The organism is Paenalicyclobacillus macrosporangiidus (assembly GCF_900116805.1).
Lineage (GTDB): Bacteria > Bacillota > Bacilli > Alicyclobacillales > Alicyclobacillaceae > Alicyclobacillus_H > Alicyclobacillus_H macrosporangiidus.
Genome location: NZ_FPBV01000030.1, coordinates 1 through 26,373, shown reverse-complemented (window position 1 = coordinate 26,373; position 26,373 = coordinate 1). Strand labels below are relative to the sequence as shown.

Sequence of the window (26,373 nt, the reverse complement as noted above, 5' to 3'; positions counted from 1 at the left end):
TGCTCTATCCGGCATTAGCACCCGTTTCCAGGCGTTATTCCGGTCTGACAGGCAGATTGCCCACGTGTTACTCACCCGTCCGCCGCTGATTCCAGAAGGCAAGCCTCCTAGAACCCGCTCGACTTGCATGTATTAGGCACGCCGCCAGCGTTCGTCCTGAGCCAGGATCAAACTCTCAAACCTATCCTGTGACTCTCGCGAATCACTTCGTACGTTCGCTCTCAGGGCGTGTTCAGTTTTCAAGGAACCAGTCGCTTTCTCTGCCGCCATGCGGCGCCATCCATCTTACCACACCGCAACCCCGAAGGGAAGCGGGAGTCTTTGGAGGACCTTCACTTGGCAGCCCTCACTGGAAGGCTCGCTCTGGAATGCTCCTCACTGGATGGTTCCGCAGCAGGCATCCGAACCGCCTGGCATCTAAGCCACCCGGCACCCGAGCGCCAAACCGGCGCTGTGGCCGATGCGGCGATGCCGTCGCAGCAGCGACGTCGAGTAATATACCACGGCTCACGAATGAGATCAATGCCTTCATAGCTGGAATTTCTTGTTTGCCGGCCGACCAATCTGCACCTCGCTGACCACGATGCCCGCGAGGATCAGCAACACACCGCCCCAACGCAGCCACGCCACCTGTTCACCGAGGACCAGCCACGACGCGAACACGGCCACCGGCAGCTCAATCGACCCGAGCACCCCCGCCATCCTGCCGCCCGTATGCGGGATGGCTTTCAACATCAGCAGCATGGGCAGCGTCTGGCCGAACAGGGAGACCAGCACTGCCCAGAACCACAGGCCGTGCCAGAGCGCACCGTCGACCAGGAGACGCGGCGGGATCAACAGGAAGATGACCAAGGTGGACGCTGTCACCGTGATCGCCGAACGGGTCAAGGGGGATGTTTCTTCGCTCAGGAAACCCGAAAGATACAGCGTCAGCGCATACGACAAGGCGGACAACAGGCCAAGCGCCACGGCCCACGCCGGGAACGATCCCACCGGCTGGCCGATCATCCCCACCGCCAGCACCGTCCCGACGGCAATGCACAGGGCCCCCAACCACTTCTCCACAGCCGGCACCCGCCGCGTCACCAGGATGTCAATGCCCATCACCATCCAGGAAAACTGAAACAGCAGCACGATCCCGAGGGATGCCGGAAGCACCGACAGGGACTTGTAGTAGGCAAAGCTCGTGACGGCACCGCATGCACCGATGGCCGTCATCAACAGCAACTGCCGGCGATCCCGCCATCCCGCGCGCGTCGCAGCCGCACGCCCCCCGGGTGGCGCCACATCCCCGCGTTCCCGTTCCCCGTGCTCCCGCTCCCCGCGTGCCCCGCTTTCACCACGCTCGCCGCCCCGCAGCCGAGCGAACGCCCACAGGAGGAGGCGGATCGCCCACAGGACCACCACCGCCGCCAGATACTGGCCGTCCGTGACGTCCTCGACGTCGAAACCGTGATCGATGGAGAGTTTGATGAGCGGCGACACCAGGCCATAGCTGCTGCCGCCGAGCAAGACCAATCCCGCATACCAGAGCGATGCGCGCCGAGACCCCACCTGTCTCATTCGCTGGACCGAGCCTCCTATCCATCGAGCCTCCTATCCATCGAGCCTCCTATCCCGAGCCTCCCTAATCGAAGGCTGGGGCCGGGCCCTCCGCCGAGCCCGGCCTCAGAGGTTCAACAAGGCGATGTCCCGCCGGCAGTGCTTGCCCCGGAAACTGACGGCGTCCGCCACCCGGTATGCATTCGATCTCGCCCTGTCGAGATCCTGCCCCAAGCCAACCGCCGACAATACGCGGCCGCCTGACGTCACCACCTGTCCGTCCACCCGGCGGGTGCCTGCGTGGAACAGCAGCCCGTCCTCCACCCGCAGCACGGAGATGGGATCGCCTGTGCGCGGCGCCTCCGGGTACCCTTCCGCCGCCAGCACCACGCACACCGCGGCGCCCGAGGACCACCGCACTTCCACGTCCGCCAGCCGGTCTTCCGACACGGCCCACGCGATCTCCAGCAGATCCGTCTGCAGCAGCGGTAACACCACCTGCGTCTCCGGATCGCCCAAGCGGACATTGAACTCGACCACTTTCGGGCCTTCGTTGGTCATCATCAAGCCGACGTACAGCACGCCGCGGTACGTCAACCCGCGCCGCGCCAAGGCGCCCAGCACTGGACGGACGATCTCGCGCTCCACCCGCTCCACCATCCCGGCCTCCACAAAGCCGGGCACCGGTGCGAGCGCTCCCATGCCGCCCGTATTGGGCCCCTCGTCCCCGTCGAACACCCGCTTGTAGTCGCGGGCCGGCCGCATCGGGACGACGGCGCTGCCGTCCACGAAAAACATCATGGAGACCTCGCGGCCCGCCATCCACTCCTCCAGCACCACGCGGCGGCCGGCCGCGCCGAACCGGCCGCCCGTCATCATCCCGTCCACGGCGGCCAGCGCCTCCTCCACCGTCTGCGCCACGACCACGCCCTTTCCGGCCGCGAGGCCGTCCGCCTTCACGACGATGGGCGCCCCGTGCCGACGGATGTGGTCGCGTGCGGCGTCCGGATCGTCAAACACCGCGAAGCGGGCCGTCGGCACCCCTTCCTCCTGCATCAACTGCTTCGCGAACGCCTTCGACGTCTCCAGCCGCGCCGCCGCCCGCACCGGGCCGAACACGCGCACGCCCGCCTCCATGCAGGCGTCCGCCAACCCCGCCGAGAGCGCCGCCTCCGGGCCCACGATGACCAGGTCCACGCCGTGTTCGCGCGCGGCCGTCACGATGGCCGCGGGATCGTCCACGCGCAGCGGCAGGCGCGTGCACCAGCCCTCCGTCCCGGCGTTGCCCGGCGCCGCGAACAGCACCGGCCGGTACGGGCTCTGCGCCAACTTCCACAGCAACGCGTGCTCGCGCGCGCCGTTGCCGGCCACCAGCACGCGCGGCCGCATCTGGATCTCCACACCCATGGCGCAACCTCCTCAGTGCAGGAAATGGCGTTGCCCAGTGAACACCATCGCGATGCCGTGCTCGTCCGCCGCGTCGATGCTCTCTTGATCGCGGATCGATCCCCCCGGTTGGATGATAGCCCTCACCCCAGCCGCTGCCGCCGTGTCCACCGTGTCGCGCATCGGGAAAAAGGCGTCTGACGCCAGCACGCTGCCCGCCACGCGCGCCCCCGCCTGCTCGATGGCAATCCGCGCCGCCCCGACGCGGTTCATCTGCCCCGCGCCGACGCCGAGGGTGCCTTGCGCATTGGCGATCACGATGGCATTCGACTTCACGTGCCGCACAATCCGCCACGCGAACTCCAGCGCCCGCCGCTCCTCGGCCGTCGGCTCACGCCGCGTCACCACGCGCCACTCCGCCTCCGGCGGCAGGTTCGCATCCTGCACGAGCAGCCCGCCGGACACGCGCCGGAACCACTTGTCGCCCGGCCGCCACAGGGGTGCGCGGAAATCGACCGTCAGCAGCCGCACGTTCTTCTTCCGCCTGAATGCCGCCAGGGCGTCCTCGGTGAAGGACGGGGCAATCACAATCTCCAGAAACATCTCCGTCAGCCGCTGCGCGAGCGGCCCCGTCACCGGCCGGTTGAACGCCAGGATGCCGCCGAAGATGGAGACCGGGTCCGATTCGTACGCGCGGGCGAACGCCTCCTCGACCGTGCCGCCCAGCCCCACGCCGCACGGGTTGGTGTGCTTGACCGCGACGGCGGCCGGGCCGAGATCGTCCAGATCGCGCAGGATCTGCAGCGCCGCGTCCGCGTCCTGGATGTTGTTGTACGACAGCTCCTTGCCCTGCAGTTGCTCAGCCGCCGCGATGGTACTCGGCAGCGGATCGCGCTCAACGTAGAAGTGCGCCCCCTGGTGCGGGTTCTCGCCATAGCGCAGGCTCATCTTGTGCACGTACTCGATCCGGTACACCTCCGGCCAGGCCCCGGTTGCGAACGCCCCATCGTCCGCCGGGCCGCCAGTCACGCCGGCGGTTCCTCCCTCGCCGCCGACAGACGCGCGGGCGCTCGCCCCCGCACCGTCCGCCTGCGCCGCCAGATAGCCCGCGATGGCCCCGTCGTACGCGGATGTCGCCGCAAACACCTTGGCCGCCAGGCGCCGGCGCTCCGCCTCCGTGATGGCCTCACCCGCCGCCAAGCGGGAGCCGATCCAGCCGTAATCGTCCGGGTCCACCACGGGCAGGACGAACGCGTGGTTTTTCGCCGCCGCGCGCAGCATCGACGGTCCGCCGATGTCCACCATCTCCACCGCCTCGGCGAACGACGTCTCCGGCCGCGCGATGGTCTGCTCGAACGGGTACAGGTTCACCACCACCACGTCGATCTCATCAATGCCGTACGCCGCCATCGCCGCCCGGTGGTCTGGGTCGTCCCGCCGTGCGAGCAGCCCCCCGTGCACCTTCGGGTGCAGGGTCTTGACGCGCCCGTCCATCATCTCCGGGAAGCCGGTGTAGTCCTCCACCAGCGTGCAGTCGATCCCGTTCTCCCGCAAATGCCTCGCGGTCCCGCCGGTGGACAGGATGCCGTAGCCAGCCGCCACCAGTTGCCGGCAGAACGCCACCACCCCGCGCTTGTCGAATACGCTCACCAACGCCCACTTGGCCAAGGTCAATATCCCCTTTCTATCTGCTGCCTGCCCCGCTGCCGCGGGCCCTGTCCTCCGCTGACCACATCCGCGCCAACTCGCCCACCACCGCCGGGTACAGCGCGTGCTCCACCTGGTGCACCCGCGCCAGCAGCGCTTCCTCCGTCATGCCTTCGTCCACCGGCACCCGCCACTGGGCGATGATGGGCCCCGTGTCGATGCCCTCGTCCACATAGTGCACCGTCACTCCCGTCTCTCGCACGCCCGCCGCGAGGGCGTCGCGCACCGCCTGCCGGCCCAGGAACGCCGGCAACAGCGAGGGGTGCAGGTTGACGATCCGCCGGGGATACGCCGAGAGCAAGGTCGGCCCGACGATCCGCATGTACCCGGCCAGCGCGATGCCGGCGACCCCGTGCGCCCGCAGTTGCGCCAGCACCGCCGCTTCGAAGGCCGCCTTGTCCGGGTACGCCGACACGCGCTCGGCGAACACTGGCACCCCGGCCCGGCGCGCCACGTCGCAGGCGCGGCAGCCCGGTTTGTCCGACACCACCAGCACCACCCGCGCCGGCCACAGCGGGTTGTGGTGCTGCTGGCGCAGCATGGCCTCCAGGTTGCTGCCCGTCCCCGATGCGAACACCGCAATCGGACACCGCTCATCCGGACCGGCCGAGGCACCCGCGGCATCCGGGCTGCGCACGGGGCTGGACACGCCCCCGGCCGTCCACGCGTCTATCCTCATCATGCCAGCCCCTCCCAGACGACCGCGCGTGGCCCAGGCGCCACCTCGCCGATGCGAAACACCTGCTCGCCTGCGTCGGCCAGGCGGCTCTCCGCTTCGCCGGCGACGTCCGGATCCACCACCAGCACAAACCCAATCCCCATGTTCCACACCCGGGCCGCCTCGGCAAACCCGATTCCCGCGGCCGATTGGAGCCAGCGAAACACCGCCGGCACGGGCCACGACCCCGCCTGGACGCGCGCCGAGACGCCCTCGGGCAGGCAGCGCGGCACGTTGTCCACCAGGCCGCCGCCCGTGATGTGCGCCATCGCCTTGATGGGCAGGCCCGCGGCCAACAGTCCCAGCACCGGCCGCACGTAGATGCGCGTCGGCCGCAGCAGTTCGTCCGCCACCGTCCCCCGCCAGCCCGGCACCGCGTCATCCCAGCCGAGGCCCGCCTCGGCGATGAGCTTGCGCACCAGCGAATACCCGTTCGAGTGCACCCCGTCGCTGGCGAGGCCCAGCAGCACATCGCCGGGACGCACCGCCAATCCGTCCACCATGCGGTCGCGGTTGACCACGCCGACCGCGGTGCCGGCGAGATCGTACTCGCCCGGCGGGTACATGTCCGGCATCTCCGCCGTCTCCCCGCCGACCAGCGCACATCCGGCGCGCGCGCAGCCCTCCGCCACACCGGCGACCACCTGCTCCGCCACGTCCACGTCGAGCCGGCCCACCGCGAGGTAGTCGAGGAAAAACAGGGGCTCCGCCCCGGCCGTGAGGATGTCGTTCACGCACATCGCCACGCAGTCGATCCCGATGGTGTCATGCCGCCCGGTGGCAAAGGCGATCTTCAGCTTCGTGCCGACCCCGTCCGCGCCCGACACCAGCACCGGCTGCGGGTAGCGCGCCACGTCGAGGGCGAAGCCCCCGCCGAAGCCGCCGATGCCTCCCAACACCTCCGGCCGCCAGGCGCGCCGGGCGACCCGCGCGTAGCGGGCGGCCGCCTCGTTGCCCGCGTCGATGTCCACCCCCGCGCTGCGGTACAAGTCGTGGCGGTTCAAATCTTCCTTCGCCTGCGTCATCGGCTGCTCCTCCTATCGCGCCCCCGCACGCTCGTGCGCCCGCTTGTCTTCCTCGTACACCTCGGTCGGGTACTGCCCGCTGAAGCAGGCGTTGCAGAACGGCACCCGCTCCCCTTCCCGGAAGCCGAACGCCTGCATCAGCTCGGTCTGCGTCAGGTACTCCAAGGAGTCCGCGTCGATTTCCCGGCAGATCTCCTCAACCGACATCCGGGCCGCAATCAACTGCCCCTTCGACGAGGTGTCAATGCCGTAGTGGCAGGTGTACCGGTAGGGCGGACTGGAGATGCGCACGTGCACCTCCCGCGCGCCCGCCTCCCGCAGCAGTTGCACAATGCGGCGGCTGGTGGTCCCGCGCACAATCGAGTCGTCAATCAACACCACCCGCTTGCCGTCCACCACCGACCGCACCGCGTTCAGCTTCAACCGCACCCCGATGTCGCGCAGCTCCTGCGCCGGCTGGATGAAGGTGCGGGCGATGTACTTGTTCTTGACCAGGCCCATCTCGAACGGGATGCCGCTCTCCTCCGCAAACCCGGAGGCCGCCGAGATGCTCGAGTCGGGCACGCCGATGACGATGTCCCCCTCGGCGGGGTGGTGCTGGGCCAGGATGCGGCCGAGCTGCTTGCGCACCGCGTGCACGTTCCAGCCGTCGATATCGCTGTCCGGCCGCGCGAAGTAGATGTGTTCGAAGGTGCACATGGCGCGCCGGGTCGGATGCGTCGGCGGGAAGGTCTGCAGGCCGTCGGGTCCGACGGCGATGAGCTCGCCCGGCTCCACATCGCGGAGGAATTCCGCCCCGATGGTCTCGAAGGCGCACGACTCCGACGCCACCACATACCCGTCCCCCAGGCGGCCCAGGCAGAGAGGCCGCAGGCCGAGCGGATCGCGTACGGCGACCAACTGGTGCTCGGTGAGGAACACCAGCGCGTAACCGCCCTTGATGAACGACAACGCGTTCTGGATGTTCTCCACCACCGTGTCGCGCCCGGCGCGAGCGACGAGGTGCAGCACCACCTCCGTGTCTGAGGTGGACTGGAACAGGCTCCCCTGCTTCTCCAACCAGCGGCGCAGGTCGCCCGCATTGACCAGGTTGCCGTTGTGGGCCATCGCCAGGTTGCCGCGGTGGGTCAGCACCGTGATGGGCTGGGCGTTCTGGACCGTGTTCGATCCCGCCGTCGAATACCGCACATGCCCGATGGCGGCCGAACCCTGCAGGGTGTCGAGCTGGCCGTCGCGGAACACGTCGCTGAGCAGCCCCAGGCCTTTGTGGCTGTACATTCGTTCCCCGTCGGTAGCGGTGATGCCGGCCGCCTCCTGGCCGCGGTGCTGCAGCGCCAGCAAGCCGTAGTACGTCACCTGGGCAGCGCGCGGGTGGCCGAACACGCCGAAGACGCCGCACTCCTCGCGCGGGCGGTCGTCGCCTTCCACATCCTCGCCGGCCAGTGCCCCGCCCAGGGCCCTCGCGGCGCCGGGGCCGCCCGGGCGGTCGTCGTCCTCACGAAACGGCATCCCGCACACCCCCTTGTCCGTCCATGGCGCGCGGCAGCGCGCCGCGGTAGGTATCGGACGCCACCGCGAGCGGCACGTCGAGCCACACCTCGCCGCCGCCCGCCACCCGGATGCGTGCCCCGCCCGTGGCGCCGATCTGCACCGCCGGCACGCCGAAGGCCTCCGCCAGGGCCAGCACCGGCTCCACGTCCGCGGGGGCCACCTCCACCAGGGCGCGCCCCTGGGCTTCCGAGAACAGCCAGCCCGCACGCACGAGCGGATCATCCGTGGCTTGGGCACCCGCGCCGGCGGCGTCCGCTTCCACCGACACCCCGACACTGCCCGCGATGGCCATCTCCGCCAGTGCCACCGCCACACCGCCCTCGCTGACGTCGTGCGCCGCGCGCACCAGCCCGTCCCGGGCCAACGCCTGCAGCAGGTCGACGAGGCGGCGTTCGGCGGCGAGATCCAGCGCGGGCGCGTCCCCCGCCGCGCAGCCCGCGGCGAGCTGCCAGTACAAGGAGCCGTCGAGCGAGGTGTCCGGCCGGCCGAGCAGCACGACGGCCGACCCAGCCGTCTGGAAGTGGTTCGGTACCACGCGCTTCGGGTCGTCGATGACGCCGACCATCCCGACCACCGGTGTGGGATAGATGTCGACGCCGCGGCTCTCGTTGTAGAAGCTGACGTTGCCGCTGACCACCGGCGTGTCCAGCGTCCGGCAGGCCTCGCCCATGCCGGTAATCGCCTCCGCGAACTGGAACATCACCTCCGGCTTCTCCGGGTTGCCGAAGTTCAGGCAGTTGGTGATGGCCAGGGGCTTGCCGCCGACGCAGGCGATGTTGCGCGCCGCCTCGGCGACGGCGATGGCCCCGCCGCGGCGCGGGTTGAGGTACACGTAGCGTCCGTTGCCATCCGCCACCAGAGCGACCGCCCGCGCGGTCCCCGGGACGCGCACCACCGCGGCGTCCCCGCCAGGCCCGACCTGGGTCGCGGTGCGGACGGTGGTGTCGTACTGCGCGTGGATCCATCGTTTGTCGGCGATGCTCGGATGGCCGAGCAGCCGCAGCAGCGCCTGCCCCAGATCCGCCTCCGGCGCGGGCATTGGCACGCCCGCTCCCGGCGGCGTCGGAGGCGCCTGCGCCGGCCTGTGGTACACCGGGGCCTCGTCCACCAGCGCCGTCACCGGCACCTCTGCCACCACCTGACCGCCGAAGTACAGCCGCAGCATGCCGTCGTCCGTCACGCGGCCGATCTCGCCGATCTCCAACCCCCACTTGGCCATGATGCCGAACGCCAGGTGCTCGTAGCCTCGCTCCATCACGACCAGCATCCGCTCCTGGGACTCGGAGAGCATCATCTCGTAGGGGGTCATGCCCTCCTCGCGCACCGGCACCCGGTCGAGGTACAGTTCGATGCCCCCCCCCGCCCGGCTGGCCATCTCGGCCGAGGACGACGTCAGCCCCGCGGCGCCCATGTCCTGCACGCCGACCACATGTCCGGTGGCCAGCAGTTCCAGGGTGGCTTCCATCAGGAGCTTGCCGAGGAACGGGTCGCCCACCTGCACCGCCGAACGTTCCTTCTCCTGCGGGTCCTCGGCGCTGGCGAAGGTGGCCCCGTGGATGCCGTCGCGCCCGGTGCGGGCGCCGATGACGAACACCGGGTTGCCGACGCCGGAGGCGACGCCTTTGACGATGCGGTCCGCCGGCAGCACGCCGACGCACATCGCGTTGACCAGCGGGTTGTGCTGGTAGACCGGATCGAACACGGCCTCGCCGCCCACCGTCGGGATGCCGACGCAGTTGCCGTAACCCCCGATGCCCGCCACCACGTGCTCGAACAGGTAGCGGGTGCGCGCGTCGTCGAGGCTGCCGAAGCGCAGGCTGTCGAGGAATGCGATGGGCCGGGCGCCCATGGTGAACACGTCGCGCAGGATGCCGCCCACGCCCGTCGCCGCGCCCTGGTACGGTTCGACGGCCGACGGGTGGTTGTGGCTCTCCATCTTGAAGGCGATCCCGATGCCGTCCCCGATATCGACCACCCCAGCGTTCTCCCCCGGCCCCTGCAGGACCTGCGGCCCGTCCGTCGGGAAGGTCTTGAGGTAGGCGCGCGAACTCTTGTAACTGCAGTGCTCCGACCACAGCACGCCGAACAGGCCCGTCTCCACGTAGTTCGGCAGGCGGCCGAGGCGCTCGACGGCGCGATGGTACTCCTCATCCGTCAGGCCGAGCTGGCGGTAGAGCCGCTCCGCCCGGATGCGCTCCGGAGACGGCTCCTGCGCCATCCGCCGCAGCCCTTCCGCGATGGACGGGTGGAGTGGGCGTGCCGCTTCGCTCCTGCGCTGACGCGAGCCGCTTCGCGACACGCCCACTCCATCGACGACCAGGTGATGGGCACCGGGTTGTTCGGCTACGGTCTGAGCGGAATGCCCAACCTGTGAGGCGTGCGACCGGTGTGCGGCCTCGACGCCGCCGGCGCTGACCTGTACCGAGGATGGCGTGCCCGCCACGGCCAGGTGCATGGAGCGGAGCATGACAGCCCCGTCCTGGGAGGCCATCCAGTCGGCCACCGCGCGCTCCGGGTGAGGCATCAGGCCGAGGACGTTGCCCGCCGCGTTCAGCACCCCGGCGATGTCCCGCTCCGACCCATTCGGATTCTCCACGTACCGGAAGGCGATTCGCCCCGCCCGCTCCAGCGCGTCCAGGTCCGCGGGCTCGGCCCAGTAACGGCCTTCGCCATGGGCGATGGGCACGTGGATCACGTCCCCCGCCCGGTACCCGGCGGTGAACGGAGACCTGTCGTTCCACACCTGCAACGCCACCACCTCGCAGCGGAACCGCAGGTGGTCGTTGCGCAACAACGCCCCCGGCAGCAGGCGGCTCTCCGTCAACACCTGGAAGCCGTTGCAGATGCCGAGCACCAGCTTCCCGGCGGCAGCCGCCTCGCGGACCGCCGCCATCACCGGCGAGAAGCGGGCGATGGCGCCGCTGCGCAGGTAGTCGCCGTACGAGAAGCCGCCCGGCAGGATGATGGCGTCGTAGGCGGACAGGTCGGATTCCTGGTGCCAGCACAGGTCGACTGGGTCGCCCGTGACTTCGCGCACGGCCTGGACGGCGTCGAGGTCGCAGTTGGACCCGGGAAAGACCACGACGGCCCACTTCACTGGCCGTCACCCGCCTTCGCCGCCCCCGCCGCGGCGAGCGTAAAGTCGTACGTCTCCACGACCGGGTTGCACAGCACGCGCTCGCACATCTCGGCCACCTTGGCCTCCGCCTCCGCACGGTCCGCCGCCTCGACCGCCAGCTCCATGTACTTGCCGACGCGGACCCGATCCACGTCGCCGTAGCCCAGCGTGTGCAGGGCGTTCTCGACCGCGCGGCCCTGCGGATCGAACACGCTTGGCTTCAACCACACGCGCACCTTGACCTCAAACTTCATCGGCGGAGGCCTCCTTCCACGCGCCGCATCATCTCTTCGTACGCCTGCTCGACCCCGCCCAGGTCGCGGCGGAAGCGGTCCTTGTCGAGTTTCTCGCCGGTTGCCAGGTCCCAGAAGCGGCAGGTGTCGGGCGAGATTTCGTCCGCCAGCAGCAGCCGCCCGCCGGGCGCGCGCCCGAACTCCAGCTTGAAGTCCACCAACCGCACGTTCTGCGCCGCCAGAAACTCACTGAGCACCTGGTTCACCCGCAGGGCCGTCCTGCGGATGGTGTCGATCTCGCCGCGGCTCGCCCACCCGAGCGCCTCCACGTGCTCCTCGCTGACCAAAGGATCGCCCAGCTCGTCGTTCTTGTAGTAGAATTCCACGATGGGGCGGCCGAGCGGCGTCCCCTCCGGGATGCCCAGCCGCTTGGCCATGCTGCCGGCGGCCAGGTTGCGCACCACGACCTCAACCGGTACAATTTCCACCTTCCGCACCAGCGTCCGCCGCTCCGACAGTTCCTCGACGAAGTGCGTCTCGATGCCGTGCGCCTCCAGCAGCCGGAAGAACAGGTTGCTCATGCGGTTGTTGACCACGCCTTTGCCGGTGATGACGCCGCGCTTCTGGCCGTTGAACGCCGTCGCGTCGTCCTTGTACTCGACAATCACGTGCTCGGGGGACGACGTGCCGTACACCTTCTTCGCCTTGCCCTCGTAGATCAGCGGTCCCTGTTCCACTCTGGCGGCCTCCTATCATGGCGTTTGATCCTCATGTCCAGCGGCGGCCGATAACGCCACCGATAATCAGGAAATTGGGGTTATCGAGCGATTCGCGGCCTCCACGACCGCAAGATCATCCGACATCTCGGCTTAACAGCCGCGTTCCGCCGCCGAACCCCCGCCGATCCCACCGTTAAGCGGATTTTTCGGACTACCTCCAACTTGGACTTCTTCCACCCCGGACCTTAAGCGGGATTTTCGGATTATCTCCGCTTATCTCCGCGCCACACCCCTCCTGCGTCACAGACCCAGCCGCTCGAAAATCGTGTCCACGTGCTTCAGGTGCCAGGATGGATCGAAGCACGCCTGGAGTTCTTCGTCGGAGAGCCACTCCCGCACCACCGGCGACTCGCGCAGGATGTCGATGAAGGGCCGCCCCTCTTCCCAGGCGCGCATCGCGCACGGCTGCACCGTGTCGTACGCCTCCTCGCGCGACAGGCCCTTGTCAATCAAGGTCGTCAACACCCGCTGGCTGAACGGCAGCCCGTAGGTGCGGTCCATGTTGCGGCGCATGTTCTCCGGGTACACGTGCAGGTCGCGCAGGATGCGGTTCATGCGGTGGAGCAGGTAGTCGAGCAGGATGGTCGCGTCGGGCAGGATGACGCGCTCCACCGAGGAGTGGCTGATGTCCCGCTCGTGCCACAGCGGCACGTCCTCCAGCGCCGGGATGACGTACCCGCGCAGTACCCGCGCCAGGCCGCTGACCTGCTCGCAGGAGACAGGGTTGCGCTTGTGCGGCATCGCCGACGAGCCCTTCTGGCCCTTGTAAAACGGCTCTTCCAGCTCCTGCACCTCCGACTTCTGCAGGCCGCGGATCTCGGTCGCTATCTTGTCGAGCGTCGTCCCGATGAGCGCCAGCGTGAAGATGAACTCCGCATGGCGATCCCGCTGCAGGGTCTGGGTGCTGATGGGCGCCGGCTTGAGGCCCAGGTGTTCGCAGACGTACTGTTCAACGAACGGATCGACATTCGCGTACGTCCCCACCGCGCCCGAGATCTTGCCGTAGCGCATGCGCTCGCTCGCGGCGTCAAAGCGCTCCAGGTGGCGGATCATCTCCGCGTACCAGAGCGCCGCCTTGAGCCCGAATGTGGTCGGCTCGGCGTGCACCCCGTGCGTCCGCCCCATCATCACCGTGTACTTGTGGCGCCTCGCGAGATCGGCCAGGGTCCCCGTCAACTGCTCGATGTCCGCGCGCAGGATCTTCACCGCCTGCTGCAGTTGCGCCGACAGCGCCGTGTCCACCACGTCCGTGGACGTCAGGCCGTAATGTACCCACTTGCGCTCGGGGCCGAGGGACTCCGACACCGCCCGCGTGAAGGCGACCACGTCGTGGCGGGTCTCCTGCTCAATCTCCAGCACCCGGTTCACGTCGAAGCGTGCCTTCTCGCGGATGGCCCGCGCGTCCTCGCGCGGGATCACCCCCAACTCCGCCCACGCCTCGCAGGCGAGGATCTCCACCTCCAGCCACCAGCGGAACCGCTGCTCCAGCGTCCACAACCCGGCCATCTCCGGCCGTGAATACCGTTCAATCACCGTGTTCCCTCCTGTCGTTCGTCTCCGGCTCCGTCCGCTCCACGCCGCGCCGGGCGCTCACGGGACTGCCGCGCCGCTCCACACGCCGAGCCGCCGGATCTCCGCCAGCGCCGTCTCCACGTCGTCCGCCAGCACGTTCACGTGGCCCATCTTGCGCCCCGCCCGCGCCTCTCGTTTGCCGTACAGGTGCACCTTGATGTGCCCGGGCCAGTGCGGCATCCCCCGCAGCACCCCGTCCAGGTGCTGGCCGAGGATGTTGACCATCACCACCGGCGTGCGCAGGCGCGGCTCGGCCAGCTCCAAGTGGCAGATGGCCCGCACGTGCTGCTCGAACTGCGAGGTGTCGCACGCGTCGATGGTATAGTGGCCCGAGTTGTGCGGCCTCGGCGCCAGTTCGTTGACCAGGACCTCGCCGTCGGCGGTGACGAACATCTCCACCGCCAGCACGCCGACGGCGTCCAGGGCCTCGGCCACCCGCTCGGCCGCCGACACCGCCCGCGCAAGCACCGCATCCGGCAGCCGTGCCGGCACGATGGACAGGTGCAGGATGCCGTCCCGGTGGATGTTCTCCGCCGGCGGGAAGCTCACCATCCGCCCGTCCACCCGGCGTGCGACGAGCACCGACACCTCGGCGATAAACGGCACGAATCCCTCGGCGATCAGCGGCGCCGCGACATCATCCCCTGCCGCGGACTCGCCATCCGTCTCCGCCTCTGCACACGGCCCCGCCGCGGGGCCGCCCGCGCCGGCCGGCGCCGATACCACCGCCTGGGTGAATACCGCGTCGGGGATGGCGGCGAGATCGTCCAGCGTTCGGATCACCCATTGGCCCTTGCCATCGTAACCGCCGCGCGTGGTCTTCACCACGCACGGCAGGCCGATGTCCGCCACCGCCCGGCGAAGCCCGGCCCGGTCGGTGACCGGCCGAAACGGCGCCACCGGAACCCCGGCCGATTGCACCGCCCTCTTCTCGCGCAGCCGGTGCTGCGTCACGTACAGCAGGCGGCTGCCCTGCGGCAGGTACGCCTCCTGCTCCAACGCCTCGGCGACCGCCGCGTCCACGTTTTCGAACTCGTAGGTCACCACGTCGCTCTGCCGCGCCAGGGTCCGGGCCGCCTCCGCATCGTCGAGCGCGGCCACCACCTGGTGGTCCGCCACCTGGCCGCAGGGGCTGTGGGGCGAAGGGTCCAGCGTCGTCACGCCGTACCCCATCTGCCGCGCGGCGATGGCCATCATGCGGCCGAGCTGTCCGCCGCCGAGAATGCCGATGGTCTGCCCCGGCAGGATGACGCGCCCGTCACGCATCGCCATCACCCGGCACCGAATCGGCCAAGACCTGCTCGGCCGTCCTGCGCCTTTTATCTCGCAGGCGCCCCCGCAGGTCCGGGTGCTTGACCCCGAGGATCTCGGCCGCGAGCAGGCCGGCGTTGGCCGCCCCCGCCGGGCCGATGGCCACCGTCGCCACCGGGACGCCGCCCGGCATCTGCACGATGGAGAGCAGGGAGTCGAGCCCTTGCAGGACCGAGGTCTTCACCGGCACGCCGATCACCGGCAGCACCGTCTTCGCAGCGACCATCCCGGGCAAGTGGGCGGCTCCCCCCGCCCCGGCGATGATGACCTCCAAACCCCTCGCCTCCGCGGTTTCCGCGTACTCGAACATCCAATCAGGCGTCCGATGCGCCGACACCACCCGCTTCTCATACGGGATGTCCAGCTCTTCCAGCACGGCGCACGCGTGCCGCATCGTCTCCCAGTCGGATTGACTGCCCATGATGACGCCGACCCAAGGTTGCACCGGCTGCGCCTCCTTCCCTTCTTCCGCTTCCAGTCTAGTCGTCCCCGCAGCGGCGTGTCAATGTAAATTACGAACATTACTTGGTGATCAATCTGTGAATGTTCGCCACTAAACACAAACGTTCCTCGACGGATCGGTCCGCACAATCGACCAGGAAGCGCGGCGCACCGGTGAGGGCGGTACCGCTTGACGCTGCGCTGTCGTACATCGTTCCGCGGCACCGCCCCCCTAAACCACCGCTTGGGTTGCATCCACAGAGGTGGGTGCGCCGCGCGGAGCGGCTCGCGTTAGCGCAGGAGCGCAGCGCGGCGCACCCACCAAATAAAAACCGCCGCCCCTCCGGGGAGGTGGCGGCGGCAATCCCCCGTCACAGCATCCAACCGTAGCGCCAGACGGCGAGGATGACGATGACGACCATCAACCAGTGAATGCGCGTGTACAGGTCGCGGCGGAACACGGCCAGGATGGCGTTGATGATGACGAACGACGTGAATCCGACCGCAATGCCGTTGGAGATGCTGTAGGTCAGCGGCATCGTGATGATGGTGAGGAACGCCGGCAGCGCGAGGCCGAAGTTGTCCCAGTCAATCCGGTTCACCGCGCTCATCATCAGCACCCCGACGATGATGAGGGCCGGCGCCGTCGCCTGATCCGGCACCACCAAAGCCAACGGCGCGAAGAAGATGGACAACAGGAACAACACGCCCACCGTCGACGCCGTCAGGCCCGTGCGGCCCCCCGCCGCGATGCCGGAGCCGCTCTCGACGAAGGCCGTGATGGTGCTGGTGCCGAGCAGCGCCCCGAAGCTGACGCCGAAAGCGTCGACCAGCATCGCGCGTCCCAGTCGCCGCTTGCCCTCGTCTCCTTCGAGCAGGCCCGCCTTGTTCGCGGTGCCCACCAGGGTGCCGAAGGTGTCGAACAACTCCACGAACGTGAAGGTGAAGAGGGCCGTCACCAATCCGTAGTCAAACACCCCGCGCAGGTCGAGCGCACCGACCGCCAGGTTGGAGAAGTTCGGGATGAACGACGCGCTGTGCAGCCCGCTGAGGTTCGTCACGCCCATCGGGATCCCGATGAGGGTGGTGACCAGGATGCCAATCAACATGCCCGCCGGCACCCGCAGGGCCATCAGCGTCCCTGTGAGCAGCAGGCCGATGAGCGTCAGCAGGACGCCCTTGTCGTGCAGCGATCCGAGGTCCGGCAGCCACGAGTTGTTGTCAATGAACGCCCCGGGCGCATACTGCGTCGGCTGCCCGCCGACGAACTGCATCGACATGAGACCGCCGATCTTGAAGCCGATGATGGTGATGAACAGGCCGATGCCCGTCGTGATGGCGTACTTCAACGAATCCGGCACCGCATCGACGAGCATCTGGCGGATGCGCGTGATTGTCAGGATGATGAAGATGATGCCCGAGATGAACACGCACCCCAGCGCCACGCGCCAATCGATGCCGCCCGGGTGTTTCCCGGCGATCACGGCGAAGTACGCGTTCAACCCCATCCCGGGCGCCAACGCGATGGGGTAGTTGACGAACAGGCCCATCAGCAGCGTGACGACACCCGCCCCCACGCAGGTGGCGAAGAAGACCGCGTTCTTGTCCATGCCCGTGCCGCTGAGGATGATGGGATTGACGAGCAGGATGTAGGCCATCGTGAAAAAGGTCGTCAGTCCAGCGATGATCTCCCGGCTCACGGTGGTGTTGTATTTTTTCAATTGAAACAGCGTCTCCACTGTGGATCCCCTCCCCCGTTCACTCCCACTCAATCGTCGCCGGCGGCTTCGACGTGATGTCGTACACCACCCGGTTGACCTCCGGCACCTCGTTGACGATGCGGTTGGATACCCGCGCCAACAGATCGTGCGGCAGGCGCGCCCAGTCCGCCGTCATCCCGTCCTGCGAGGTGACCGCCCGGATGGCGATGGTGTGCGCATACGTCCGCTCGTCCCCCATCACGCCGACCGACCGGATGCCCGTCAGCACCGTGAAGTACTGCCACACATCCCGCTCGAGGCCCGCCTTCGCCACCTCGTCCCGCAGGATGGCGTCCGCCTCGCGGACGATGTGCAGGCTCTCCGGCGTGACCTCGCCGAGAATGCGGATGGCCAGTCCCGGTCCCGGAAACGGCTGCCGCCAGACCAACGAAGCCGGCAGGCCGAGCGCCTCTCCGAGCCGGCGCACCTCGTCCTTGAACAACTCCTTGAGCGGCTCAATCACCTCGAACTGCATGTCCTCCGGCAGACCGCCCACGTTGTGGTGGGACTTGATGGTCGCCGCCGTCGCCGTGCCGCTCTCGATGATGTCGGTGTACAGCGTCCCCTGCACCAGGAACCGGAAGGGCCCCAGCCGCTCCGACTCCCGCTCGAACGTGCGGATGAACTGCTCGCCGATGATCTTGCGTTTCCGCTCCGGATCCGTCACGCCGGCCAACCGGCCGAGAAACTCCGCGGCCGCGTCCACGCGCACCACATCGATCCCGAGCTGCCCGCCGAGGGATGCCATCACCGCGTCCCCCTCGCCTTTGCGGAGCAGACCGTGATCGACAAACACCGCGGTCAACTGCCGACCCACGGCACGGTGCACGAGCGCCGCCGCGACGGCCGAGTCGACCCCGCCGGAGAGGGCGCACAGCACCCGCTGGTCTCCGACCTGGGCCTGGATCTGGGCGACGGTGTCGTCAATCCAGGCGGCCGGCGTCCAATCTCCCTTGCAGCCGCAGACCGTGAACAGGAAGTTTCGCAACAGCTCGCGCCCGTACTGGGTGTGGCCGACCTCCGGGTGGTACTGGACGGCGAATAGCCCGCGCGCGGGATCGCTCATCGCCGCGATGGTGCCAGCCTGCGTGGCGGCGTCCAGCTGAAAGCCGGACGGTACGGCGCGGACTGCGTCGCTGTGGCTCATCCACACCGTCTGCCGGTGCGGCTGTCCCGCAAACAGGGCGCAGGCGTCGGGCTCGACCAGGAGTTCAGCCCGCCCGTACTCGCGCACGACGCCCCGTTCCACCTGGGCCTCAAACGTCTTGGCCAACAACTGCATGCCATAGCAGATCCCGAGGATGGGCACGCCGAGCCGGTACACCTCCGGATCGACGTCTGGCGCCCCCTCCGCAAACACGCTCTTGGGACCCCCGCTGAAGACGATGCCTTTCAACCGTTTCTGCTTCAGCACCGCGGCCGCCGTGGTGTGGGGCAGCAACTCCGAGTACACGTTCATCTCGCGGATGCGCCGGGCAATCAACTGGTTGTACTGCCCGCCGAAATCCAGCACCACCACGACCTCGTGGTCTGACATGCGCGCACACTCCCCCTGTCTGGCCGGCCGAATCACGCAAAAAGGCCGACGCCTCGTTGCGTCTAGGTTGTCCACCAACCCTTGCCACATACGAGGCATCGGCCCACACGGCCAAGGCCAGCAGCCCCCGTCCCGCGCCCGGCCATCCCTGTGCAGGGACGGGCACGCCAAGACGGGGCCCGCACCGGCCCTGTCCGCCGCCTGATTCCGACCTCGTAGTCGGGCGATTCTCGGTCGCCCGGTAGAGACCGCTGAGCCATATTCCCAGCGTTATACGAGTCTCTGATTTTCGACCTCATTCTACTGCCTGCGGCTTCGAAAATCAACGAGGCTGCTTAGGCGTTCGTGCTGACGCCGAACGACTCCGGTTTGTGCTGCGCGCAAGACACTTCGTAAAACGCCCACGCAGCCGACGAGGGTGTGGGGCACAACGGGAAACTGGAGGTGACGCATACACGCAACGGATCAGGGAGTGGGGCGCGGTGCGAAGCGGCTTGCGCAGCAGAAGCGGAGCGCCGCGCCCCACCCCACATAAAAAACCGGGCAGACAAAAGCCCGCCCGGAGCCTTCCAACCCAATCCCGTCAGGACTGCAGGTCGCGGTTGATCTCGTTCTTGACCTCCTGCGGGTTCGTCCCCGAGGTCAAGCTCGTCCCCGCCCGGTTGCTCAGGTCCTGCTGGATGTCGTTGCGGACCTGCTGCGCGTTGGTCTTGAACTGACCCAACGTGCTGTTGGTCGCCTGCGCCCGAGCACCCGCCTGGTTCGTCAGCGCCCCCGCCGATTTGTTCTGGAGGTCGCGCTGAATGTCCTGCTTCACCTTGTTCGGATTCGTCATCACAAGGTCCTCCTTCACGGTGGGATCGGAAAGCGATCTCAGTATGCGTCCCTATCCGGACCTTCATGCAGGAGAGCCCTGCCAATGCATGTTGGACGGCCGCGGCATGCGCCCGGAGAACCGCGGTCAGCGCTTCCCTGGCCAACGCAGGGCCGCTTCCAACCAGCGGGACCACGTCCGCCGCACCTGCTCCGCCTCCTCGGGCGGGACCGTCGCGGCGCCGTAGAACGCCGACTCCGCGGTACGCACCAGGTGCCGGTACTCCGTCTCCGGGATGTCATACCGGCGCGCCGCTCGCTTCAGATCCCGAAGCGTGGCCGCGCCCTGCGGGAGATCCCCGTTCTTGCGCAACAGCCGCATCAGGCGCTGAAGGCCCGCCCACATCGCATGTGCCGGTTCCCCGCGCCAGGCCCGGTGATGCCACCACGAGCGCAGCCGCCTGCGGAAGACGACGACGCCGGCGGCCGAGACCGCGACCAGCGCCGCGAGCCCGCGCCACAGCCAGGGCCCCGGTCCGCCGCCCGGCCCCTGCGCGTTGCCGCCGGACACGTCGGGGGCGTCCTGCGGCGGCTTGGGCGGCTGAATCGGCTGCGTGGTGTTGCCTTCATCCGTCGATCCCGCCGACGGGTCGGTCGGCGAGGGGAGATACGGCATGGAAAAGTTGGGCGTCGGATCAAAGGGCACCCATCCCGCACCAGGGAAGTACACCTCCACCCAGGCGTGGGCGTCCGCATTTTCCACCGTGTACCGCTGGCCCGGGCCGGTGTAAGCGGGATCGACCGAGCCCTCCGTGAACCCGGTCACCCAGCGGGCGGGCACGCCGATGGTCCGCAGCATCACCGCCATGGCCGTGGAGAAGTTGTTGCAGTACCCTTTTTTCGACTCGAACAAAAATTGATCCACGTAGTCCTGGTTCGGCCCGGGGACCGGGATGCCGTCCGTCGCGTACTGGTAGTTCGCCTGCAGGTAGGCGGCCACGCGCTGCACGGCGTCGTACTCATCGGACGCTCCGCTCGTCACCTGGCGCGCCAAGTCGCGCACCCGTTGCGGGAGGCTGGCGGGCACCTCCAGGTCGGCCAGGACGCTCGGCGGGAGGTTCGCGTCCCTGCCATCCGGCGCCGGCAGCGGGATGCCGGCCAGCTTGGCGCCCGGCGCTTGGAGCTCGTAACTCTCCACGGTGTACGCATCCCCTTGGCGCAACGGACGGACGAAGAACGTGCCCTGCCGCGGATCCGCCATCACGGTGCCCGAGTTCTGACCGTTGAACGACAGGACGACATTCGGCACGTACGCGCCGAACAGCACGCCAGCGTTGAGGTGCGAGGCCAAAACGGTCACGGTCTGCCGGACCGCCTTCCCCGGCAGGACGGACGCGTCCACGGCCCCGGAGGTCAACGGCTGGCCGTAGGAATATGTGCTGACCAGATGCTGCTCCGCGAGCCACCCCTTGCCCGTGTACAGGTCGTACGCCTGTCCGCGCAAGTATGCCGGGTAATCGGTGACCACGGACAGCACGGGCGTGTGATCCATCACGAAAGAACCCCCGAGATGGGAGTTGTCCACCTGGTAGCCGATGACCCGCACGCTGCCCCCCGTCCCGCCGCCGCCCGGTGCGAACGGGTTCGCCCATACGGGCCCCCGCTTGGGCAGCGCCCACCCCGCCGCCAGGGATACGGCCAGCACCGCGGTAAGCGGAACGAAGAACCGCGCGGGGCCCGGGCCAGCGCCGGACGCCCGGTGGCGCAGCCGCATGAAGTGGGCGACGCCGAGCGATACCAGGAACAGCGCCAAGACCCCCACCATCACCCCGTCCGGGTGAACCGGGGTGTTGGCGTCAATCAAACCGAGCACGCCGACGCCGAGCAGGTTGTAGAACACCCACAGCCGCGTCCGCCGGATGGCGTAGGCGACCAGCCAGTACATGGCGCATAGGCCGAGGATAAACAGGTGGGTCTGGAGCGGATCGGCCAGCGCGTGATCCTGCAACAGCGCCACCGCCTGGCGCCATTCATGGCCCCACACCCAGGCCAGGCGGTCGGCCCACGGCATGCCCGGCGCAAAAAAGACGGCGACCGCGACGACGGAGAGGACGAGCGCCGCTCCGGCCCGCAGCCACCGCCAGGGCAGCCAGTGGATGACGGCCAGGGCGAGAAGGATGGGCAGAAATCCCCGGGCGTTCACCAGCAAGCCGAAGCGCTCCATCGGCAGGAGAAACAGCCAGATCCAAGCCGCCGCGAACAGACACAGCACCGCCCGCGGCCAGCCCCCGTCAGACGGGCGCCACATGTTCTACACCCCCCGCCCGAAGATCGCTGAGCTGTTCCGGTGTCCGGATGAGATGGAGATCCACGCGGGCGGCGGCCAGCGCCGCCAGCCCGTCCCGCTGCGCGTGGCTGAGCGCAGGGCCGGCCAGAGGCACGAACCATTCCATCTGCACGCGGCGCCGGGCGAGATCGGCCGCCACCGCCGCCTCCCGCCCGAGGTCCGGAGAGATCACCACCAACGTCGCCCCCGCCGGGACCTCCTGGGCGACCCGCCTGAGTGTGGCCGGAAAATGCACACCACCGTCGGGCTTGGCCAAAGCCAGTTCGAACAGACAGCGGAACAGCAGCGCCTCGTCGGCCCCCGGCCCCAACGTGGTCAGTCCGGCGCGGTGGAACAGCGCCGTAAACGGGCGGCGGGCATCCGCCGCGTGCTTCATCAGGGACGCCGCGATGACCATTTCCAATTCAAACACCGACGGGTCCGCGTGCTGAAAGGAGGGGCGGGACAGGTCGGGCAGGAATACCAACTGTCCGGTCACGTGCAGTTCAAACTCTTTGGCCTGGAGCACGCCTTTCCGCGCGGTCGCAGGCCAGTGCACGCGGCTCAGCCGGTCGCCCGGCACGTAGTCGCGCACGCCGATGACGTTGCTGGATTCCTCGCTGCGCCGCAGCGTGGCTTGCTGCAGCCCCCGCTCCTCGGGCCGGCGGCCCATCCAACCGCGGACGGGCACCACCTGCGGATACACGATGATCTCGTCGTGGCAGGAGCAGACGCGGGTCCGGCTGAACAGGCCGAGCAGATCCCCGGCTTCCAGCCGTACCACGGGCAGGGTGTACACCCCCCGCGGCAGTTGCGCGACCCGGTAGGTGAAGGTCCACGTCCGCCCCCACAGCGGCAGGGAGATCTGCTGGGCCCCGGTGGCGTGTCCGCCCCACGCCGCCGGCACCTCGTCGGCCGCCCGCCACCACGCCAGCGGCCAGGGAACGCCACGCTGGACGGTGATCTGCACCGTCAGCGGCTGGCCGCTGGACAACCGGCGGCCCGACAGGCGGCGGGCCACCGTGACCCGCCGCAGCGGAAGCCACGCCGTGAGCCCTTCGTACACCGCGAGGGCCGCGACGGTGTAAAACAGAAACCAGGGCAGAAACCCGCCTTGCAAATTGGCGAACACCCAGCAGGCGGCGATGGCCGCCAGGGCGCCGGCGAGCAGCGCGGCGGCCCTCATCGCCCGGCCCGCCCCGCGGTGTGCACAGCCGGGATGTCGACCTGGCCGATGAGATCGCGCAGAAGATCCCCCACCTGCACGCCCGACAGGCGGGCGTCGGCGGACAACAGGACCCGGTGCTGAAGCACGAACGGCGCCAGATATCGCACATCGTCCGGAACTACGTAAGCCCGGCCGCACACGTAGGCCAACGCCTGCGCCGCCTTGAACAGGGCGATGCTGGCGCGCGGGCTCGCGCCGAGATACACCTGGCGATGGGCGCGCGTCGCGTGCACCAGGCGCACGATGTAGGCGCGGATGCTGTCCTCCACGTGGACGGAGGCCGCCTCCTGGCGCCACGCGACGACATCCTCCGGCCCCGCGACGGCCTGGATTCGCTCGATGGGATGGCCCGTCTGCTGGCGGCCCAACATCATGACCTCGTCGTCAAACGAAGGGTAACCGATTGAAAATTTGAGCAAAAACCGGTCCACCTGGGCTTCCGGCAACGGAAAGGTCCCTTCGAACTCAATCGGGTTCTCCGTCGCCAACACGAAAAACGGATTCGCGAGCGGATAGGTGCGGCCGTCCACCGTGACGCTGCGCTCCTCCAGCGCCTCCAGCAGCGCCGATTGGGTCTTCGGCGAAGTGCGGTTGATCTCGTCGGCCAGCACAATCTGGCCGAAAATCGGTCCCGGCCGGAACTCGAACGCCTGCCGCTGCTGGTTGTAGACGGAGATGCCGGTGACATCCGAGGGCAACAGGTCGGGGGTGAACTGAATCCGCTTGAATTCGCAACCGAGCGAACGCGCGAATGCGCGCACGAGCATCGTCTTGCCGACGCCCGGCACGTCCTCAATCAGGCAGTGGCCGCCCGCCAACAGCGCGACCAAGACGAGCCGGACGACATCCTGCTTTCCGATGATCACCTTTTCCACGTTGTCGACGACGGCCTGCAATTCGGGCCGCCAGCCGTCGAACTCCAGGTGTGTCGTGGGCGAGTGGGCCACGCGGATTCCTCCTGTCTCGAACCATTCTAAGTCCGAGTGTACATGGCGAGCGCGCCGTTTTCACCTGGTCATGGATGAAATTCGTTAGAAAGGATAGAAAAATCCCCCGCAGGGGAGGGGGGATCACCGGCCCACGTACTTCGTCGGATCGACGGAGACCGGAAAACCGGAGCTGTCGAAGCCGGTGGCGATGGTGAAGTGCAGGTGCGGCCCGGTGGAAAACCCGTTGCTGCCCACCGCCGCGATGGTCTGTCCCGTGTGGACCACCTGGCCGGGTTGCACCTTGATCTGGTACGCGTACATGTGGCCGTAGATCTCCAACAGACCGCCGGAGGACTGGATCACAATCCAATCGCCGAAGCCGCTGGCCGGCCCCGCGTACAGCACCTTGCCGCTGGTCGCCGCCACGATGGGTGTGCCGAGGGGCGCCGGGATGTCGATCCCGTTGTGAAACTCGCGCGATCCGTCCGACCAATTCCGCCAACCATACCCCGAGCTGATGGTGCGGTAACCGGGCACCGGCCACGTCCAGCCGCCCGCCGGTCCGGTGTACCCGCCCTGTTCGGCCTCCAATTGCGCGATCAACTTCTGCAGGCTCTTAAGCGCCGCGTTCTCGCTGTTGAGCTGCGACTCCTCGCTCACGCGCTGCGCGTGGACCTGCGCCAACAGCTTTTGCTGCGACTGCTGCGCCTGTTCCTGCTGCTGCTTTTGCTGCGTCAGCACCTGGCGCTGGCTCTGCAGTTGGGCGAGTTGAGCGTTCAACTGCTGCTGTTCGGCGTCCAACTGCTGCTTCTTCGCCCGGATATCTTCCAGCACCGCCTTGTCCTGCTTGGCGATCCGCTCGAGCAGCTCGAGGCGGTCGAGCAGGTCGGAAAAGCTGGTCGACGAGAACAACACGTCCAGATACGACGCCTGTCCGGCCTCGTACATCACGCGCACCCGATCCGCCAGGACGCCGTACTGCTCGTCAATTTGTTTCTGCGTCTCCTCAATTTTCTCCTTGAGCTGGTTGATTTCCGCCGTCCGTTTGTCGATGTCGGCTTGCGTTTTGGCGATGGACACCTGCAGGGACTGGATCTTGTCCTCCAGGTCCTGAATCTGTTGCTGCAGGGTCTGCTCCTGGGATTTCAACTGCGAGATCTTGGCCTGTGTGCTCTTCTCCTGCTGCTGCAAGTCTTGCGCTTTCTTCTTCGCGTCCGACAGCTTGTCCGCGTACGACAGGGCGGGCTGCAGCACGACGGTGCTCGCCCCGAATGCCGCCAACACCAACCAAATCCCGCGTCTCATGGAGAAGAGAATCACCTCAATCCCCGCTATGTAACGTTCGCCGTGAATACGCCACCGTTCGCAAGTCACCGTTTCACGCCGTGATTCCTTCGACACCAATCGCCGCATTCCTGCCCATTCGGACACAAAACCCCAGGTTCCCTTGAATTCCGGCAGGGAATGTGGTCCTATAAGATGTGGACTGAATCCATCGAATCGAACACGCGGCGGGTGATTGCGATGCATGACGTGGTTGCGCACGAACCCTACAAGGTACTGGAATACTTCTTCTCCGACGATCCGTGGACGCGGCACATCGTGTATGGCAGCTCCACCTCGGTGGGCCACTTTGTGCGCGGGAACCGGTCGCGCGGGATCCAGGAGATTACCTCGGTGACCTTCCCGGACCGCGAGAGCCTGAATCAATACGTCGAAAACCTCAAGGCCAAACACCCCGGTCTGCACGTCACACCGCTGAACTGAGCGACCCGACGGTTGGACCGGCCCCAAGCGCGTCAAACGGCGCCCGCCGCCTCGGCGGGCGCCATCTCCGGGGGCGGGTCTGCATGTATCTTCCACACCCCCTCATTTCTGTATATCTCTGTATATCGACAATTTCCGCACAGCCGTGGTATATTCGCACGCGTGACCATCAACTGACGGAGTGGGTGAATTCAGTTGCGTAAGCACCGCCGCATCGGGCTCGGTCTGACCTCGGCCGCCAGCCTGTTGGCCGCACTCGCTGTCCTTCCAGGACCGGTGTCGGCCGCCGCATCGTCCGCCAAGCCGAAGCATCCCATGTCGCTCAAGGAGATTGACCTGAACGATCACGTGATGTCCAAACCGTACGGCTTCACCTACAGCAACACCGCGTACATGCCCATCTGGTACGTGATGCAGGCGCTTCGCCACCTCGGCATTCAGAGCCAGTGGGACGGACGCAACTGGCGCATCTCCACCCCGGCTGGCGAGGTGCCTGACCTGTCGTCCATCCCGGTCGGGACCGGGAATCTCAATGTTCAGGCGCTATGCAGTTGCTGTATGAACTTGGATTGTGAACATTATATGACATATTCGTGAAATCACCGAAAACCACTTGACTTTTGAAAAACA

21 protein-coding genes, 1 rRNA gene, 1 pseudogene and 1 riboswitch are annotated in these 26,373 nt (G+C 67.8%); of the genes and pseudogenes, 2 read left to right on the top strand and 21 right to left on the bottom strand.

From position 1 onward, the window contains the following. The 21 genes and pseudogenes from BM357_RS17020 to BM357_RS16920 form a co-directional block, all read right to left on the bottom strand. A 16S ribosomal RNA gene (locus BM357_RS17020) occupies positions 1 to 183 on the bottom strand; the annotation flags it as partial. Between the two features lie 345 nt (positions 184 to 528). Then, on the bottom strand, positions 529 to 1,563 hold the full coding sequence (locus tag BM357_RS17015) for an EamA family transporter (RefSeq protein WP_074956318.1): 1,035 nt from the start codon (positions 1,561 to 1,563) through the stop codon (positions 529 to 531). A gap of 105 nt (positions 1,564 to 1,668) precedes the next feature. Beyond that, complete coding sequence (gene purD / locus BM357_RS17010) at positions 1,669 to 2,949, bottom strand: phosphoribosylamine--glycine ligase (RefSeq protein WP_074956315.1); 1,281 nt, start codon at positions 2,947 to 2,949, stop codon at positions 1,669 to 1,671. 12 nt (positions 2,950 to 2,961) lie between these two features. Beyond that, positions 2,962 to 4,596, bottom strand: a complete 1,635-nt coding sequence (purH, locus tag BM357_RS17005) for a bifunctional phosphoribosylaminoimidazolecarboxamide formyltransferase/IMP cyclohydrolase (protein ID WP_074956312.1) — start codon at positions 4,594 to 4,596, stop codon at positions 2,962 to 2,964. Between the two features lie 16 nt (positions 4,597 to 4,612). Further along, positions 4,613 to 5,317: a phosphoribosylglycinamide formyltransferase gene (purN, locus tag BM357_RS17000; protein ID WP_281245616.1), complete on the bottom strand. Its 705-nt coding sequence runs from the start codon at positions 5,315 to 5,317 to the stop codon at positions 4,613 to 4,615. Beyond that, complete coding sequence (gene purM, locus BM357_RS16995) at positions 5,314 to 6,378, bottom strand: phosphoribosylformylglycinamidine cyclo-ligase (protein ID WP_074956309.1); 1,065 nt, start codon at positions 6,376 to 6,378, stop codon at positions 5,314 to 5,316. Before purM ends, purN begins: the two co-directional genes overlap by 4 nt. 12 nt (positions 6,379 to 6,390) lie before the next feature. Further along, the gene (gene purF, locus BM357_RS16990; RefSeq protein ID WP_083430625.1) at positions 6,391 to 7,887 is read right to left on the bottom strand and encodes an amidophosphoribosyltransferase; all 1,497 of its coding nucleotides are present in this window, start codon (positions 7,885 to 7,887) and stop codon (positions 6,391 to 6,393) included. Further along, positions 7,874 to 10,147, bottom strand: a complete 2,274-nt coding sequence (gene purL, locus BM357_RS16985) for a phosphoribosylformylglycinamidine synthase subunit PurL (protein WP_074956327.1) — start codon at positions 10,145 to 10,147, stop codon at positions 7,874 to 7,876. Before purL ends, purF begins: the two co-directional genes overlap by 14 nt. A gap of 243 nt (positions 10,148 to 10,390) precedes the next feature. Continuing rightward, a pseudogene (gene purQ / locus BM357_RS20785) lies at positions 10,391 to 11,011 on the bottom strand (phosphoribosylformylglycinamidine synthase subunit PurQ); the annotation flags it as partial. Between the two features lie 11 nt (positions 11,012 to 11,022). After that, the gene (gene purS / locus BM357_RS16975; RefSeq protein ID WP_074956306.1) at positions 11,023 to 11,301 is read right to left on the bottom strand and encodes a phosphoribosylformylglycinamidine synthase subunit PurS; all 279 of its coding nucleotides are present in this window, start codon (positions 11,299 to 11,301) and stop codon (positions 11,023 to 11,025) included. Next, the gene (gene purC / locus BM357_RS16970; protein WP_074956303.1) at positions 11,298 to 12,017 is read right to left on the bottom strand and encodes a phosphoribosylaminoimidazolesuccinocarboxamide synthase; all 720 of its coding nucleotides are present in this window, start codon (positions 12,015 to 12,017) and stop codon (positions 11,298 to 11,300) included. The genes purS and purC overlap by 4 nt, the downstream gene beginning before the upstream one ends. 282 nt (positions 12,018 to 12,299) lie before the next feature. Next, positions 12,300 to 13,592, bottom strand: a complete 1,293-nt coding sequence (gene purB, locus BM357_RS16965; protein ID WP_074956301.1) for an adenylosuccinate lyase — start codon at positions 13,590 to 13,592, stop codon at positions 12,300 to 12,302. A gap of 57 nt (positions 13,593 to 13,649) precedes the next feature. Beyond that, entirely contained in the window at positions 13,650 to 14,897 is a 1,248-nt protein-coding gene (locus BM357_RS16960) for a 5-(carboxyamino)imidazole ribonucleotide synthase (RefSeq protein ID WP_175511571.1), read from the bottom strand. Next, positions 14,890 to 15,363 carry a 5-(carboxyamino)imidazole ribonucleotide mutase gene (gene purE / locus BM357_RS16955; protein ID WP_074956324.1) on the bottom strand — a complete coding sequence of 158 codons (474 nt, stop codon included), beginning with the start codon at positions 15,361 to 15,363 and terminating at the stop codon, positions 14,890 to 14,892. The genes BM357_RS16960 and purE overlap by 8 nt, the downstream gene beginning before the upstream one ends. A gap of 391 nt (positions 15,364 to 15,754) precedes the next feature. Then, complete coding sequence (locus BM357_RS16950) at positions 15,755 to 17,122, bottom strand: NCS2 family permease (protein ID WP_074956295.1); 1,368 nt, start codon at positions 17,120 to 17,122, stop codon at positions 15,755 to 15,757. A gap of 19 nt (positions 17,123 to 17,141) precedes the next feature. Next, complete coding sequence (gene guaA, locus BM357_RS16945) at positions 17,142 to 18,680, bottom strand: glutamine-hydrolyzing GMP synthase (RefSeq protein WP_074956292.1); 1,539 nt, start codon at positions 18,678 to 18,680, stop codon at positions 17,142 to 17,144. Between the two features lie 196 nt (positions 18,681 to 18,876). Continuing rightward, a riboswitch (purine riboswitch) is annotated at positions 18,877 to 18,978 on the bottom strand. Positions 18,979 to 19,263: 285 nt separating this feature from the next. Beyond that, entirely contained in the window at positions 19,264 to 19,515 is a 252-nt protein-coding gene (locus BM357_RS16940; RefSeq protein WP_074956289.1) for a hypothetical protein, read from the bottom strand. A 126-nt stretch (positions 19,516 to 19,641) separates the two neighbouring features. Then, complete coding sequence (locus BM357_RS16935; RefSeq protein WP_074956286.1) at positions 19,642 to 21,801, bottom strand: transglutaminase TgpA family protein; 2,160 nt, start codon at positions 21,799 to 21,801, stop codon at positions 19,642 to 19,644. Continuing rightward, positions 21,785 to 23,005 (bottom strand): DUF58 domain-containing protein, encoded by a 1,221-nt coding sequence (locus BM357_RS16930; protein WP_074956283.1) that lies wholly within the window; start codon positions 23,003 to 23,005, stop codon positions 21,785 to 21,787. Before BM357_RS16930 ends, BM357_RS16935 begins: the two co-directional genes overlap by 17 nt. Continuing rightward, a complete protein-coding gene (locus BM357_RS16925) occupies positions 23,002 to 23,994 on the bottom strand; it encodes an AAA family ATPase (protein ID WP_245784063.1) in 993 nt (330 codons plus the stop codon). The genes BM357_RS16930 and BM357_RS16925 overlap by 4 nt, the downstream gene beginning before the upstream one ends. Positions 23,995 to 24,117: 123 nt before the next feature. Continuing rightward, on the bottom strand, positions 24,118 to 25,281 hold the full coding sequence (locus BM357_RS16920; protein ID WP_175511570.1) for a murein hydrolase activator EnvC family protein: 1,164 nt from the start codon (positions 25,279 to 25,281) through the stop codon (positions 24,118 to 24,120). Positions 25,282 to 25,455: 174 nt separating this feature from the next. Between BM357_RS16920 and BM357_RS16915 the strand changes: the two genes are divergently transcribed. Both BM357_RS16915 and BM357_RS16910 read left to right on the top strand, forming a co-directional pair. Further along, complete coding sequence (locus tag BM357_RS16915; RefSeq protein ID WP_074956275.1) at positions 25,456 to 25,743, top strand: hypothetical protein; 288 nt, start codon at positions 25,456 to 25,458, stop codon at positions 25,741 to 25,743. Positions 25,744 to 25,938: 195 nt separating this feature from the next. Beyond that, complete coding sequence (locus tag BM357_RS16910; protein ID WP_074956272.1) at positions 25,939 to 26,340, top strand: hypothetical protein; 402 nt, start codon at positions 25,939 to 25,941, stop codon at positions 26,338 to 26,340. The last annotated feature ends 33 nt before the right edge of the window (positions 26,341 to 26,373 follow it).

Coding starts and splice junctions, on each gene's coding strand:
- BM357_RS16940 (WP_074956289.1), bottom strand. CDS start 19,515: ATGACGAATCCGAACAAGGTGAAGCAGGACATTCAGCGCGACCTCCAG.
- BM357_RS16935 (WP_074956286.1), bottom strand. CDS start 21,801: ATGTGGCGCCCGTCTGACGGGGGCTGGCCGCGGGCGGTGCTGTGTCTG.
- BM357_RS16915 (WP_074956275.1), top strand. CDS start 25,456: ATGTGGACTGAATCCATCGAATCGAACACGCGGCGGGTGATTGCGATG.
- purS (WP_074956306.1), bottom strand. CDS start 11,301: ATGAAGTTTGAGGTCAAGGTGCGCGTGTGGTTGAAGCCAAGCGTGTTC.
- guaA (WP_074956292.1), bottom strand. CDS start 18,680: ATGTCAGACCACGAGGTCGTGGTGGTGCTGGATTTCGGCGGGCAGTAC.
- purD (WP_074956315.1), bottom strand. CDS start 2,949: ATGGGTGTGGAGATCCAGATGCGGCCGCGCGTGCTGGTGGCCGGCAAC.
- BM357_RS16960 (WP_175511571.1), bottom strand. CDS start 14,897: ATGCGTGACGGGCGCGTCATCCTGCCGGGGCAGACCATCGGCATTCTC.
- purM (WP_074956309.1), bottom strand. CDS start 6,378: ATGACGCAGGCGAAGGAAGATTTGAACCGCCACGACTTGTACCGCAGC.
- purL (WP_074956327.1), bottom strand. CDS start 10,147: ATGGCGCAGGAGCCGTCTCCGGAGCGCATCCGGGCGGAGCGGCTCTAC.
- BM357_RS16930 (WP_074956283.1), bottom strand. CDS start 23,005: ATGAGGGCCGCCGCGCTGCTCGCCGGCGCCCTGGCGGCCATCGCCGCC.
- BM357_RS17015 (WP_074956318.1), bottom strand. CDS start 1,563: ATGAGACAGGTGGGGTCTCGGCGCGCATCGCTCTGGTATGCGGGATTG.
- BM357_RS16920 (WP_175511570.1), bottom strand. CDS start 25,281: ATGAGACGCGGGATTTGGTTGGTGTTGGCGGCATTCGGGGCGAGCACC.
- purF (WP_083430625.1), bottom strand. CDS start 7,887: ATGCCGTTTCGTGAGGACGACGACCGCCCGGGCGGCCCCGGCGCCGCG.
- purN (WP_281245616.1), bottom strand. CDS start 5,317: ATGATGAGGATAGACGCGTGGACGGCCGGGGGCGTGTCCAGCCCCGTG.
- purE (WP_074956324.1), bottom strand. CDS start 15,363: ATGGGCAGTCAATCCGACTGGGAGACGATGCGGCACGCGTGCGCCGTG.